The 14,299-nt window shown below is 68.4% G+C and carries 6 protein-coding genes; 1 reads left to right on the top strand and 5 read right to left on the bottom strand.

From position 1 onward, the window contains the following. Nucleotides 1-6: 6 nt before the first annotated feature. Genes YM304_RS11605 through YM304_RS11620 form a run of 4 tightly spaced genes read right to left on the bottom strand, consistent with a single transcriptional unit; the run spans nucleotide 7 to nucleotide 13,399 of the window. Complete coding sequence (locus YM304_RS11605) at nucleotides 7-7,809, bottom strand: carboxypeptidase regulatory-like domain-containing protein (RefSeq protein WP_015441877.1); 7,803 nt, start codon at nucleotides 7,807-7,809, stop codon at nucleotides 7-9. Further along, a complete protein-coding gene (locus YM304_RS11610; protein ID WP_015441878.1) occupies nucleotides 7,806-10,298 on the bottom strand; it encodes a carboxypeptidase regulatory-like domain-containing protein in 2,493 nt (830 codons plus the stop codon). Before YM304_RS11610 ends, YM304_RS11605 begins: the two co-directional genes overlap by 4 nt. Next, nucleotides 10,295-12,586, bottom strand: coding sequence for a carboxypeptidase regulatory-like domain-containing protein (locus tag YM304_RS11615; protein ID WP_015441879.1), 2,292 nt, complete (start codon nucleotides 12,584-12,586; stop codon nucleotides 10,295-10,297). Before YM304_RS11615 ends, YM304_RS11610 begins: the two co-directional genes overlap by 4 nt. 15 nt (nucleotides 12,587-12,601) lie before the next feature. Then, nucleotides 12,602-13,399 carry a DUF4255 domain-containing protein gene (locus YM304_RS11620; protein ID WP_015441880.1) on the bottom strand — a complete coding sequence of 266 codons (798 nt, stop codon included), beginning with the start codon at nucleotides 13,397-13,399 and terminating at the stop codon, nucleotides 12,602-12,604. 129 nt (nucleotides 13,400-13,528) lie between these two features. Here YM304_RS11620 and YM304_RS11625 point away from each other — a divergent pair, with 129 nt between their 5' ends. Continuing rightward, a complete protein-coding gene (locus tag YM304_RS11625) occupies nucleotides 13,529-14,035 on the top strand; it encodes a septum formation family protein (RefSeq protein ID WP_015441881.1) in 507 nt (168 codons plus the stop codon). A gap of 42 nt (nucleotides 14,036-14,077) precedes the next feature. On the opposite strand, the gene YM304_RS11630 is transcribed toward YM304_RS11625, so the two are convergent. Next, a complete protein-coding gene (locus tag YM304_RS11630) occupies nucleotides 14,078-14,278 on the bottom strand; it encodes a hypothetical protein (RefSeq protein WP_015441882.1) in 201 nt (66 codons plus the stop codon). Nucleotides 14,279-14,299 lie beyond the last annotated feature (21 nt).

The raw sequence follows: 14,299 nt of genomic DNA on the forward strand, positions 1-14,299 counted from the left end.
GGTTGTTCAGGCGATGAGGACGTCGACGGAGGTGGGCGTGACCGTGAGGTCACCGCCCACCACGAACGTCACCGTGCCGGCTTCGCCACCGCCGCTCGCCTCGAGCTGATACGTGGTCGGTGTGCCGGGCGAGCCGCCGTCGCCTGGATGGGCGAAGCTGAACACCCCGTCAGTGTCGGTGGTCGCGACCGCCGGCCCGGCCGGGCAGGCCACGACAGGGTCCGACAGGAGGCAGTACACGATGCCGGCCGAGGCGACCGTTCCGCCGGCATTGCTCACGACTCCGGTGATCGGTTTCAGCGTGAGCGCCTGGTTGACGGTCGAGTCGGCCGCGAAGCTCGCGATCGAGCCCGACTGCGTGCCATAGGCCGGTGATGTCATCGTCCACGTCTGCGGAGTCGACAACGTCTTGTTCACGGTGAACGACGCGCTGCCCGCGGTCATCTGTTCGGTGCTGCCGTTGAACGTCACGCTCGGCTGGGTGGCCGTCGAGGCGACGCCGGACGCCGTGAAGGTCACGGTGACGGTCTCGGGCACCATGTCGACCGTTTCGGTGAGCGACGCCGGGTACGCCGTGACCTCGTCGATCGTGCCCGTGTCGGAGAGGTACGGGCTCGCGGTGACCGTGTAGCCGCGGGCGGTGTTCTCGGGGACCGTGAACTCCGCGAGACCGTTCGAGTCGGTGGTGAGCGTTTGTCCGCCGAACGTCACCTGCGCGCCCGAGAGGGGCGCGGACGTCTCGTCGTCGAGCACCGTGAAGGTCACGGTGATGTCGCGCGGCGCCAGCGTGAGGTTCTGTGTGGCCGGGGTCGTGCTGGTCCCCGAGACCACGATCTCTTCGGATGCGGCGCCTTGGCCGGGAACCGAGGTGGAGAGCACGAAGGTCACGGCACTGCCATCGGAGGCATTGCTGAGGTTGTCGAACTCGTAGACGCCCGAGTTGTTCGCCCGGTCCGTGTCGGGAGGACTGCTGCCCGGACCTTCCTGTGGGGTCGGGCTGCCGGCCTTGACGACGAGGTCGACGACCGGTCGCGAGGTGATCGGCGTGGTGCCATCTGCCGCGAAGATCGTGCCCGACAGGTCGACCTCGGGGAGCAGGGTGACCGTGATGTCGGGTTGCAAGGTGTCGAGGACGGTGGCGTCGTCGACGGTGAGCCGGTTGGCGCCCTCGACGAGCACCGTGAACGAACCGGTGCGGGGAATCTGGTTGTTGTTCGGATTGAGGGTGGCGCCATCGGCCATCTGAACGAACTCGAAGGTCTTGTTCGAACCGCTCTGCTGGATGCGTGCGACCTGAGTGGTTCCCTGGAAGACACGAACGGTGCGTGTCGTGTTGCCGGCGCTGTCGACGACGTCGACCGTGAGCATCCGCGGGATGTCGAGGGTGACGGTGTCGCCGGCGGTGGTCAGCGTCACCGTCGACGAAACGACGGGGCTCTCGAAGTCGGTGTCTGTTGCTCGCGCCACATAGCTGCCGGGCGGGACATCCACGGTGAAGGTGGTGCCACCGGGGGTCACGCGAGTCGCGGCGATCGGGTTTCCGTTCGTCGGCACGGCCTGCACGACGAGGTCGGCGGGGGCGAACGGGGTGACGTTGATGGTCAGCGTGACCTCTTGGTTGATCGACAGGTTCTGGTCGATCGCTCGCCCAGGGCTGATCGTGAAGGTCTTCCGATCGGTCGAGTAGCCGGGCTGCGACATCTCGACGGCGTAGCCACCGGCGGGCAGGTCGACGTGATAGGTCGCTCCGTCGCGCTCGATGGCGGGCTGCGGGCTCAGCGCCGTCCCGCCCTGGAAGATCGTGATGGTGGTCGCGTTGTCGATGTCTTCGGTGTCGTTGCCGACCACACGTTGCGTCGTGCCGCGGACCCGACCATCGGCGGCCGTCGGCGTCGCCGATGCCAGTGCATGGGTCGTTCCGCCGGCCGCCGGCGGAATGGCCGGCGGGACGACGGGGATGAAGACGGAGCGGGGCGTGAACGTGTGCAGGTCGTCGACGATCACGAGGGTGTACGCACGCGTGTCGGGAGCGATCGAGGTCCACGTGACGGTGACCGGTGTCGGGTTGTCGTCGGCGTTGCCCGACACGAGCGTGCCGTCGTACCCGGCGGACGCAGCGGGGAGTGGGCTGGCGCTCACACCCGGCGGGAGGAGGAGCACGCGGAGGTTCGGGAAGATCTCGGCTGCGTTGGCACCGGTCACCGAGAGCGTGACCGTGTCGACGTCGGCGACGGTGTACGAGAGATCCCCGAAGTCCTTGGCTTCGTTGTTGGTGAGCAGTTCTTCGACGACGGTGAACCCTGGGCCAGGGGTTCCGTTCGTGTCGCCGAAGTTCGGGGTGTAACCGTTCGGCACCTCGAACGTGAGGTCGTGGTCGCCGCTCGCCAACCCGGTCACCGAGAACGGAATCGAACTCCCGCCGCCGGTCTGCGCGGCCGCCGCGTTGTCGCCGGCCGCGTTGTCGTTGTCCTGCAACGTGCCGCTGCCGTCGCCGTCGTCGTCGACGAGGATCTGTGGTTCGTCGAAGTCGGTCGCGAGGGTGAACCCTGCGGCGGGCACCGGAGCCGGACCGCCGTCTTCGTTCCGGACGACGAGGTTGCCCTCGACGCTCGCACCCACGGCCGGGAGCGGAGCGGTGACGACCACGCGGGTCGGGTTGGTCGCGGCGCTGTCGGTGTTGCTGCGGCCGACGACGATGTTGGTGATCGCCGTGAAGTGACCCGCCTTCTCCACGTCGAGTCGGTACGGCGTGGGCCGCGGAAGCACGTCGGCGACGATGATCGAGTTGTCGCCGGCGGCGAGCGTTCCGGTGTGTGCCACGACGTTGTCGTCGGTGCGCGTGAGTCGGTAGGTCACGCCACCGACGGCGGGGGCCGCTGCGTCGAGCGTTTCGAAGACCGAGAGCTCGAACGTGCTCCGACGCAGCTCCAGGGTGAAGGCACCGGCCAGGTCGTTCGACGGGTTGTCGTTCGCGAGTTGGTACACGCCCTCGACGAACGACGGTGAGCAGAAGCGAGTGCAGCCGATGCCGCCGTTGTTCGTCTTCTGCGGACGCTGGAGGACGTTGGGCTGGTACTCGGGATGGCTCACCAGGATCCGGTAGTAGCCCTCCGGGCCCAGGATCTCGATGTGATCGTCGGCCTGCGTGACGCCGATCAGGCCGGCGTCGACCGGCGCTGGGTTGCCGTTGATGTCGACGTACTCGACCGTGACGTCGAGCGCCGGATCACCAGGATCGGTCGGCACGATGCGCAGCTCTTCGTAGCTCGTTGCCGAGCAGTCCTGGTACGACGGCGGTGGTGCGGGTTGAACACACGGTTCGATCTCGCCGCGCACGTCGACTTCGATCTTGCCGAAGGGTAGGAGGTCGACGTTGACCGTCGGTTTCGAGCCGGCGTAGAAGCCGACGGGGATGGATCGTGATCCGATCTGGCTCTGTGTGGTCGGAGACGGGAGCGGCGCCGACACGGTGACCACGGCAGTGGTCTGGTCGTACCCGGCGACGACGGCGTTGAGCGAGTAGAACGCGGCGACGGCCTCGGGAGCGGAGAGATCGACGGGGATGCCATCGATCGTGTACGGATCCCCGTTGATCGGATGCGGGTCGCAGGCGGCACCGGTGACCGGGTGCACCGCCGTTCCGAAGCAGGCGACGATCGGTGCGACCGCCGGCCCCGACGTGGGCGACAGTGTCAGCGTGACGTTGGAGGTCACGCGTGTCGGTGCAGGGTTCGACGCACTGACGTCGAAGAGGTCGACGTCGAGGCTCCCGAGCTCGACGTAGGTCGTGTTGAAGCCGACCTTCGCCTCTTGCGGGCCGACGAGTTGCTCGACGCGGGCGGACGCACTGCCGAAGAGGACGTGGTTGTCGGGCGGCGTGAAGTCGACTCGCCAGGTACCCGGTGCCGCCTGATCGATGATGAAGTTGCTGGCGTTGCGCTCGATGCACAGCCCGCTGTCGGCGGCCTGGCACTGCGCCGACGCGGGAAGGTCGCTGGCGGTCTGACCGAACGGATTCTCGGCGGTGATCCCGACGTCGGTGAACGACGGCGGGCGGTCGATGGTGAGGATGCTCACCTCGCCGCTGACCGAGCCGTCGTTCGGCGGCACCAGTTGGACGGCGAGATCGTCTCCCGGTCCCGACACGTCGACGCCCGACACTTCGCTGACGACCCGATTCTGGTCCTGGTCGATGACGACGTCGACGAGACCGTCTTGGAATCCGAACTGACGGAACGTGTAGCGGGCACCGCCGAAGATCTGGTCGTCGAGTGCCCACCGTCCCGCGGCGTCGGACGTGGTCTCGATCCGAGTCGACGACGTGCTCGGCTCGGGGCCAGGAGGTGTCGGCGTCGTGTCGGTGGAGGTGATCGACGTGATCGCGGAGTCACTGAAGATCTGCACACCGGCGAGGGGCAGTTCACTCGGGGCGTTGCGCGGGTCGATCCAGAAGACTCGTCCGCCGAGTTCGTCGACCGGATGCACGAGAGCGGTCGTGACGACGCGGTCGGGGAACACGTCACCGTCGGTCGGGGCCACACCGGGCAGGTCGACCGTGGCGGTCACGTAACCGTCGGCGGTGATCTCGACCTCGCAGTCGCCGATGAGTTCGTTGGCGTCGACCGCCTGACGGGTGAGCGAGAAGGCATCGAGATCGGTGCCCGACGTGGTGCCGAACTCGTCGCCCATGGTCATCGGCACCTGCGGGCCACCGTTGCAGCTCATGGCGGCCTGCAGCGTCGGCTCGTCGATCGCCACGAAGTCGGTACCGGTCGCCGGAGCGGCCGGACCACCGATCAGGACCGGCTCGTACACCCGTCCGAAGATGTCGGGGTAGCGATCGGCGACGAGCGTCGGGATCTCGGTGGCCTCACCCGAGTTGAGTTCGACCGTGAACTGCATCGGCGGCAGACCGGGCGTGAGGATCTGCGTGGCGGGCTCGCGGTAGCCGGCAGCGCCAGACACTTCGAGACGGTAGGTGCCGGTCGGCAGGACACGTGGCGCCGTGGCCCACGAGCCGTCGGTCGACGACGACGCGACGTTGACCTCGGCGGGGCCGATCTCGCGTTCGCCACCACCGAGTGGGTCCTGCTCGAAGAACCTCACGGTGTAGCCGCGGATGACCTCGCCGGTGATCGAGTCGACCATGCTGCCGCTCGCCGCGCCGAACGCGAGCATCTCGATCGTGCGGCGTTCTTGCGACTGGCCGATTGACACCGTGCGCGGCGCCGCATCGTTGTAGAGCGGGGCCGACACGTTGATGGTGTACGTGCCCACCGGGATCTGGGTGAACTCGAACGTGAACGAGTCGGGATCGGTCCGAGACACGAGTGTCTCGCCTGTCAGCGTGGTGACGAGGGTGACCGTGGCGCCGCGGATCTCGCGTTCGGCGGCGTCTTCGGCGCCGGGGTCGACGACTTCGACGACGAGCGAACCGAACCCGGCGTCGATGCCGCGTGTGCGGATCGGCAGGGTGACCTCCAACAGCGGCGGGTTGACCCCCTCGGCGATTTCGATGAGTTCGGTGACCGTCTCGTGTTCGAAGTGCTCGATCGTGACGGTGTACGTGCCCGGTGGCAGGTCGGCGACCTGGAACGACCCGGGTCGCGATTCGGCTGCCGTCGACGTCTCGAACTCGAGGTCGGCGTTCGACAGCGTGACGAGCGCCCCGACGATGCCGCCCCCGCCGGCTGACGAGACGATGCCGGTGAGTGTGGAGGTCGTGTTGACCAGGGCGAAGTCGACGCCGCCGAGCGACCCGCCGAGCGGCACCCGCCGAGTCTGCGGGAGGTAGCCGTCGAGCGACACGGTGACGGTGTAGGTGCCGGGAACGTCGAGTTGCGGGAGGCTGTAGAAGCCGCGGTTGCCGTCGGTCAGCGAGTTGGTCGTGCGCGTGATCTCGCCGTTGCTCGCGGTGACCGTGACCCCACCCAGCCGGGTGCCCGATTCGTTGACGATCGTGCCGCTCAGGGTGGCGACGCCGTCTTGCATGTCGACCACGACGTCGTCGCGCTGCTGCCCGGCGTCCATCGGGAGTTGGAGGACCTCGGTGCCGTACCCGTCGCGCGTGGCCGTGAGGGTGTAGACGCCCGGCGTGCTGACCGCCTCGAACGCGAAGCTTCCGACGTCGCCGTCGGTCGACGAGGTCGTGGTGAAGGTCAGCGTGCCGTCGGAGATGGCGACTTCGACGCCGCCGAGTGGCGACCCGTTGTCGAGGACGCGACCGGAGATCAGCCCGTTCGACGGTTCGAGCGACACGTCGAGTTCGACCGGTGTGCCGTCGTCGGGCGGTGAGATGACGAAGGCCTGCGTGTCGAACCCGGCCTTGGCGAACGACAACTCGTACGTCTGGCGCAGTGCCACGTCCGACAGCAGCCAGACCCCGTCGACGCCGGCGATCGCTTCGAGCGGCGGCGCCGGTTCGGTCTGGCGGAGCGGGCCGAGCGAGTTGGTCAGCGGCACGAATCGAGCCGACCACATCTTCGACGCCGAGGTGCCATCGGGGACTCCGCCCTGGCCTGGCGCCTGTCCCGGCGCATCGAGCACGGTGGCGTCGGGGCGGGGCTCTTCGCCGAGATCGATCGGCAAGAGGGTGATCACCACGTCGGAGAGATCGTCGGTTCCGGCGGCCGAGACGGTGCCGCGGAACTGCGTGGTCGTCGGAGCGACGATGCCTTGCACCGGCTCGTCGCTGCCACTGTCGCCGCCCGTGCCGTCGGCTCCGACGGCGGTCTGGTCGCCTCCGGATCCGTTGCCGTCGCCGTCACCTCCGTCACCTGAGCCGGTCGGCAGTCCGATGGGTGTGCCATCGGCATCGACGAGTTCGCCGGTCTCGGGGTCGACGAACACGCCGTTGATCGGATTGCCCTTGTCGTCGACGACGTTGCCGTTCGCGTCGACGCTGAATCCGTCGACGACCCCGCCGTCGGAATCGACGATCGTGCCGTCGGCGAGCGCGACGTACGGTCCGTTGGCGAGAATGTCGCCGTTGGCGTCGACGAGGCGGACGAGCGCCGCGTTCTCGGCCTCGAGCGCCTGCTCGGTCGCGGCGTCGTCGTTGCGATTCGACACCCACAGCGCCACGCCACCGATCGCAGCCAACCAGAGCGCGATGACGGCGAGTCCGGCGGTGAGGGCGCGCAGTTTGTGGGCGAACACCGGACGCTGCACGTAGGGCGTGGTGATGGTGCTGGCCGATGCCTTGCCGCGTGCGGCGATGACGAGGTTGTGCTGGATGACCTCGCCGAACAGGTGACGTGGCCCTCGCAGGCGGGCCTTGGTCGCCGCCCGTTGGCCGGGCACGAGCCGGAACGCCGAGGTCTTGAACTTGACCTTCACGTCGGTCGCCTCGGCGTCGAGCGTGAACGCGACCGGCGTCGGCTCGTCGTTCGAGATGCCGACCAGGAACTTGGCTCGGCGACGCCCTCGGATCGGGGTGGGTTCGACCGTGAGGCGGACCTTGTCGACCGATTCGACCGACACGGTGAACGGAGCCAGGACCGGGCGGTCACCCGGCCGGCTCGACGACGCCTGGAACGCCGCCGCGTGTTGACCGACGGCGATGTCGATCGGGATCGGAACCGGGATGTCGCAGTCGACCGTGGCCCCGGCGTCGACGTCGACCGTGAACACGCCACTCTGCGAGCCGGCCAACGCTCCCGGACCGCCGACCGCCGAACTCAACCCGACGACCTGCACGCTGAATCGAACCGAGGTGGCCGCGTCGTTGGTCAGCCGGATGCGTCCCGGAGCGACCTCACCCGGCGTGGCGTCGACGACAGGGGAGAGGGACTCGAGTTGGGCGGTCATGATGGCAGGCTCACGGTGAAGTCGGGGACCTCTTTGGGGTCGCTGGGCTGCGTCTCGATCGCCACGGAGTCGAGCGGATCGGCCGCGTTCTCGTTGACGTACACGGCGACGACGTACGTGGTGGGGGCATCGAGCGACGGGAAGGTGTACTCGCCGTTGGCGTCGGTCTGCGTGACGGCGACCGAGTCGCCGTTCGGGAACTGCTCGGGCAGGAACAGGCGGAGCGTGACGGAGCGTGCGGTCGAGTCGAACCCGTTCACACGACCGGTCAGCGAGGCCTGCACGCCGAGCAGGAGATTCTGGACCGGCGCACCGGCGGTCGGGCTGACGTTGACGAGGCGCACGACCGGATCGGTGCCGCTGCGGCTCGCCGTGAGCGTGTAGGCACCGGGCGACACGTCGGAGAACTCGAACTCACCCGCCGGTTCGTCCGCGGTGAGGAAGGTGAACACGTTGGTGCCGTCGCTGAGGATGACCGTCGCCTGGGGTTCGGGGTCGCCGTTGATGCCGGTCACCGTGCCTCGGACCACGGTCCGCTCCGGCGACAGCGAGACGTCGACGCCGTTGACGATCGGCGATCCGGTGAACGGGTTGACGTCGATCACGCGAACCTGCGGGATCACGTTCGCACCGGAGAAGGTGAGCGTGTAGGTGCCGGGTGCGGGGAGCTGGTTGAAGCCGAACGACCCGGCGGCCGGGCCCTGGCTCACCACGGCCGTGGTGCGCACCACGTCGCCTCCGGTGAGCGTGACCGTGAGCCCCTGCTCCGGGACACCGTCGACCGTGGCTCGTCCGTTGATCTCGCCGATGGCGGGCACGAGTTGTGCGTTGAAGTTGCCGACCAGTTGGCCCTCGCTCAACGCGACGGTGCGCGTCTCGGAGATGTAGCCCGGCCGGCTGATGGTGACGGTGTACTGGCCCGGCGTCGGCAGGTTGCGGACGCGGAACGTTCCCTCGGCGCCTTCGGTCAGCGACACGGTCTCGACGGTGACGACCTGATCGGTGGCGCTGATCGTGACGCCGCCGAGTGGTTGACCGCGTTCGTCGGTGACCGAGCCCGCGACGATCCCGTTGCCCGGCTGCAGCGAGAGTTCGAGGTCGCCGAGTCCTTCGCCGGGTTCGACCACGACCGTTCGACGTTCGGTCGCGAAGCCCGGCTTCTCGACCAGGAGCTCGTAGACGCCCGGCGACGGGACGTTCTCGAGGTTGAACGTGCCGTCGGGCGACACCTCGACGGTGGCCACGAGTGCGTCACCATCGACGTCGAGACTGCTCTCGGCGACCAGCGTGATGACCACGCCGGACAGGTCGGACGGGTTTTCGGCGTCGACGCTTCCGCCGACCTCGACCGGCAGGCCGCCGACGGCGACCGGCTCGAGCGGCGGATTCTCTCCCTTGCCGACGACGATGTCCTGGCCTTCGGAGGCGACCTTGCCGGCGGGGAACCACAACGGTTCGAGGCCGGCCCCGCTGAGCTTGAGCTTGTAGGTACCGGCTGCGAGGTTCGAGAGCGAGAACGAGCCGGCCTCGTCGGTCACGCCGGATGCGACCGGGGTGGTGAGGTCGCCGGGCACGAAGAGTTCGGCTTGCACGCCGGCGAGGCCACCGCCGCCCGTCGCCGCGCCGATGTTGCCGGTGAGCGTGCCGGGATCGGTCGGGACGACCGCGCCGCCGGGCTCGTCGCTGCTCAGCGCAGCGTCGATCAACTCGTCGGTGACCGCAGCCTCGTCGACGACCGAGTCGAACGTGCGACTCAGCACCGCGGCGAACACCGCAGCGGCCGTGAGCAGACCGAGCAGCGACATCATCCATCGACCGACTCGCGGTCGCTGCAGGAAGGTGCCGACGGTCTCGACGACCACTTCCTCGGAGAGCCCGGCGGCCGAGCCGACGAGATCGCTGCGAACGCCGAACGTGAAGGTCCGGGCTCGAATCTGCCCGAACCACGTTCGGCCACCTTGCGCGGTGACGCGGATGACCTGGTTTCGTCCGGGCGGCACGACGACGCTCGGCGGGTCGAACGTGAACTCGGCGAGTTCCTCCGGATCGACGGCGAACCCGTCGGCGCGAGCGACCGCGTTGCCGTCGTTCGACACGACGATGCCGAACGTCGCGGACTTGCCGCCCGTCACCATGGTCGGGTCGAGCTCGATGCTCATCTCGGCACGCGGCGACACGAGCAGTTCGATGTTCGACAGGTGGAACGACGTCGGGTCGTCGTCGGACACGACGTTCACCGAGATCATGCGCTGCGACGACGGGTAGTCGGCCGGGAGCGTGACTCGGATCTCGGCGGTCTGCGTGTCGCCCGGGAACAGCGACAGGCGGTCGGGCGTGACCTGCACCCACGCCGGATCGAGACCGAACACCTGCACCTGGTACGAATCGATGACCTTCGAGGTGTTGGAGATGGTGACGGTGACCAACCCACCTTCGCCGGGAGCGACCTCGACGTTGTGCGGGAACGCGACGGCGTGCACGGTGGTCATGCGGGCACCGCCGCTCGGGTGACGGCAACGTCGCGCACGACGTCGACGCCACCGACGACGCGGACGAGCACGACCTTGCGGTCGACGTCGTCGCGGTCGACCGTCAACGTGTACGTGCCCTCGGCGACACCCGAGAACGCGAACTGACCGGCCGGGTTGGTCGCGCTCACCGTCGAGCGGCTCGTCTGGCCGTTGCCGAGGGTGACGGTGACATCGCCGACGCCGGTGCCGTCGAGGGTGACGGTGCCGCGGATGTCGGACGTGACGGGGAGCAGGGTGATGTTGCCGACGTTGGTGGTGCCGGAGGCGAGCAGCGTGGCGCTGACCGTCTCGGTCTGGAACCCTTCGGCCGACACGGTGACCGTGTACCGCTGTGGCACGTCGAGGTCGGACACCACGAACGAACCGGCGGACCCGGTGGTGAGGGTGGCCGTCTCGGCCTCGGTTTCGCCGCCGGCGACCGTGACCGCGGCGCCTCCGACCGCCAGGCCGTTCCCGTCGACGGCGGTGCCGGTGACCGTTCCGTTGCCGCCGACGAGTACCGCGCGGAGCCCGGTGCGGTTCTCGCCGGGTGCGAGGCTGAGCGCCAGAGAGTTGCCTCCGAAGCCCTCGCGCTCGAAGGTCAGCACGTAGGTCTCGGGTGTGTCGAGCCCGACGAACTGGAACTCGCCGATCAGACCGGCAGTGGGCGTGGTGGCGGTGAAGGTCTTCTCGCCGGCTCGGGCGGTGACCGTGACGTCGCCGAGTCGGGAGTCGGACTGGTTGACGACGATGCCGCTGATCGAGCCGTCGGCGGCACCGAGGCGAACCGTGTTCATGTAGACGGCGTCACCACCGCCGAGTGTCTGGCGCACCTCCTGCGTCTCGAAACCGTCGCCGCTGATGCGCACGTCGTAGGTCGCCGGGGTGGGGAGGCCTTGCAGGTCGAACGTGAGGTCGGTGGTGACCTGCTCGTAGACCGGAAGCGGGGTGCCGTCGGGTCCGATGGGGCCGTCGGCAGCCGGCGCCGATCCGTCACCGACGATCGGGGCGCCGGCACCGTCGACGCCTGCGCCAGCGTCGGCGGGAGCCGCCACGGCTCCCTCGGGGACCGGGGTGGCGGTCACGGTGAGCACCACGTCGGCCGAGTCGGCCGGCGGGGCGACCGCACCGCGGAGGCGGCCGACATCGCCCGAGATCTCGATGTCGAGACCCGACGACGCGGCCAGTTCGTCGGGCGTGGCGACCGAGGTGGGGACGATCGGGATCTGCATCGCCTCGTCGGGGGTCGGCACACCGGGGTACCAGAGATCGTCGTAGCCGTCGGCGCTGAACCGGAGGAGGTAGGTGCCGGGTACGAGTGCAGTGAGCGCGTACCGGCCGTCTTCTCCCGACGCGACCGAGCCGACCGGCAGGAGTTCGCCATCGGCGGTGACGCGGTTCGCTTCGACCGTGATCCGCTCGACGCCCTCGCCGGTGGTGGCCGCGGTGATGCGACCTTCGGCGAGTCCGGCGATGTCGGCGAGCGGGATGTTGTCGGCTCCGCCCACGAAGTCGGTGGCGACCGCCTTGGTGACCACGTCGCCGTCGCGGATCTCGCTGATGACCCAGAGGAAGATCAGCGCCCAGAGGAGCACGATGCACGCGAGGATGACCGCCGTGATGAGGCCCCGAGGAATACGCGGCTTCTGATTGAACGACGCGCTCTGTTCGACGACGGTGTCGTCGATCTGCGCGGTGACGACGATCGCGTGGGGGAGCGGTTGACCGAACCACGGGCGCGGCCCACGGAGGTCGATGTCGACGCGAGCCGATTCGCCGTACGGCAGGACGATGCTCTGTGGTTCGACCCGGCAGTCGATCGCCCGAGTCGGTTCCCACGCGTTGACCGTGACCTCGACCTCGGTGTTCGACGTGTTCGCCACCGTCGCCGCGAACCGGGCCTTGGCACCGCCCGAGACGATCGACGGGGTGAGCGTGAGTTGGAGATCGACGATCTCCTCGACCGTGAGCCAGAAGTCCTGCACGCTCTCGCGGGTCGCATCGAGGGTCGAGACGACTCGCACGACCACGAGGTAGTCGCCCGCCGGACAGGTGCGAGGAATGTCGAAGACGACGCCGACCGAGTCGGAGGCGTCGGGAAACACGCTGAGTAGCGGCCGTTCGAGCCGAACCCAGTCGGGGTTGATGCCGTCGACCAGCGCGGTGATGCCGTCGATGACGTCGGCGGTGTTGGTGACCTGGATGTCGACGCGCGCGGACCGGCCCGGAGTGACCGAGAGGTGAGAGGTCTCGAGGGCGGTGATCATCGGATCAGACTTCGATCACTCGAAGCGCACGCCTCCGGTTGCGGGGACGGCCATGGTGAGCGGAGGTTCGGTCTCGATCGTGATCTCGTCGTCGACGCCGGTTCGCAGCACGAACCGTCCGGTGGCGTTGACGTGGCTGGCGTCGATGCTCGATCTGACCACCGCACCGATCGCGCCTCGTTCGACGGCGTGGAGCACTTCGCCGGCGACCCGGCGACGAGTGTCGGGTCCGTTGCCGGTGAATTGCGGGGTGACCGAGTCGAACCGGCCGATGGTGGTCTCGATGGTCTCGATCGGTGGGCCCGCCTCGGTGAACACGCCGATGTCGAACTCGCTCGACAACACGACGTTGATGCCGGGTTTGACCTTGCCTTCGAGCGCTTTGAACACGTCCATGTGGTCTTCGCCCGCACGGGCGATCTCGACGCGCGGCGGGTCGAGTTCGGCCATGCTCGCCGGAAGGAACTCGCGAGGAATCGTGGCGTGGGCGAGCAGCGAGCGCAGCAGCCCGGCGAGCAACGCTCGTTCGTCGCCGTGGTCGGAAGTCCACGCGGTGACGACGTAGCGCAACTCGAGCACCGGCAGCGCCGGCTGATGGACGCGTACACCGTCACGGGTGACGGTCCGCAGACCGCTGTTCGCCTGCGTGGTCGACCGACGGATGTCCCACAGGAAGACGTTGACGGTCGGTCGGGTGAGCTTGGCGCTCCACTCGCGATCGGGTGCTTCGAACGCCACGTCGACGTCGGTGGCGCTGAGGGGCACGGTGGCACGCAACAGTGCTTCGAGACTGTCGTCGATGTGCTCCAGCACCTGCGCCCTCCCAGACCTTGTTCTGATCGCAGCACGCGCCGTGATCGCTGGTCCGATGGTAGCCGAACTCAGGGGTCGAAGGGCGGTGGGGGAGATGTTGCTCGTCGAAGCTGAGGTAGTGTTCGCCCGGTGAAACACGGGGGGAGCGACGCAGCAGCGGCGAACCGGCGCGCATGGAGCCGCCTGGTGGGCTCTGTCGCCGCGGTGATCCTGCTCGTGTCGTGCTCCGGCGGCAGTGACGGTGTCGACGGCGAGTCGGTGATCGAGGTCGGGTCACAGGGACCTGGCACGTGTCTGGCTGTGCCGCTCGAGCAGGGACCCGAGATCGACTCGCTCCCGGTGACCGATTGCGGCGAACCGCACAGCCACGAGATCTACTCGGTGCCGGTGCTCGACGACGAGACCTATCCGGTGTATCCGGGATTCGACGAGCTCGAGGCGTTCGCCCAGGCGGCGTGCCTCCGCGATTTCGAGGGCTACGTCGGCATCAGCGCGTTCGACTCCGATCTGTTCTACTCGTGGATCGTCCCGACGCTCACCAGTTGGGACCAGGAGAACGATCGCGAAGTGCTGTGCGTCGCCGGGAACAGCAACGGCGCGCCGCTCGTCGGCACCGTGCGCAACAGCGAACGCTGAACGAGGCTGCTGAGTCGCTGCTGCTGACTCAGTCGCGGCGACTCAGTCCGGCGTGTCGTCGTCGCCGTCCCATTCTTCGTCGGCGTCGTCCCAGGCGTCGTTGCGCTTGTCGACGGTCGAGCGCCAGTTCTCGGCCTCGCCCCGGGTGTCGTACGGCCCGAGTGTGTCGTCTCCCGGCCCACGCTCGTCGGCGCGTACCGCCTTGCTCCGCCCGAGGTCCCAGTACCACTTGACATCGCTCATGGAACCAGTCTGCCATCCGGG

The organism is Ilumatobacter coccineus YM16-304 (assembly GCF_000348785.1).
Lineage (GTDB): Bacteria > Actinomycetota > Acidimicrobiia > Acidimicrobiales > Ilumatobacteraceae > Ilumatobacter_A > Ilumatobacter_A coccineus.

What these genes read in the sequence shown, in the direction of transcription:
- YM304_RS11605 (WP_015441877.1), bottom strand. Translation starts at nt 7,809, where the DNA reads ATGACCGCCCAACTCGAGTCCCTCTCCCCTGTCGTCGACGCCACGCCG.
- YM304_RS11610 (WP_015441878.1), bottom strand. Translation starts at nt 10,298, where the DNA reads ATGACCACCGTGCACGCCGTCGCGTTCCCGCACAACGTCGAGGTCGCT.
- YM304_RS11615 (WP_015441879.1), bottom strand. Translation starts at nt 12,586, where the DNA reads ATGATCACCGCCCTCGAGACCTCTCACCTCTCGGTCACTCCGGGCCGG.
- YM304_RS11630 (WP_015441882.1), bottom strand. Translation starts at nt 14,278, where the DNA reads ATGAGCGATGTCAAGTGGTACTGGGACCTCGGGCGGAGCAAGGCGGTA.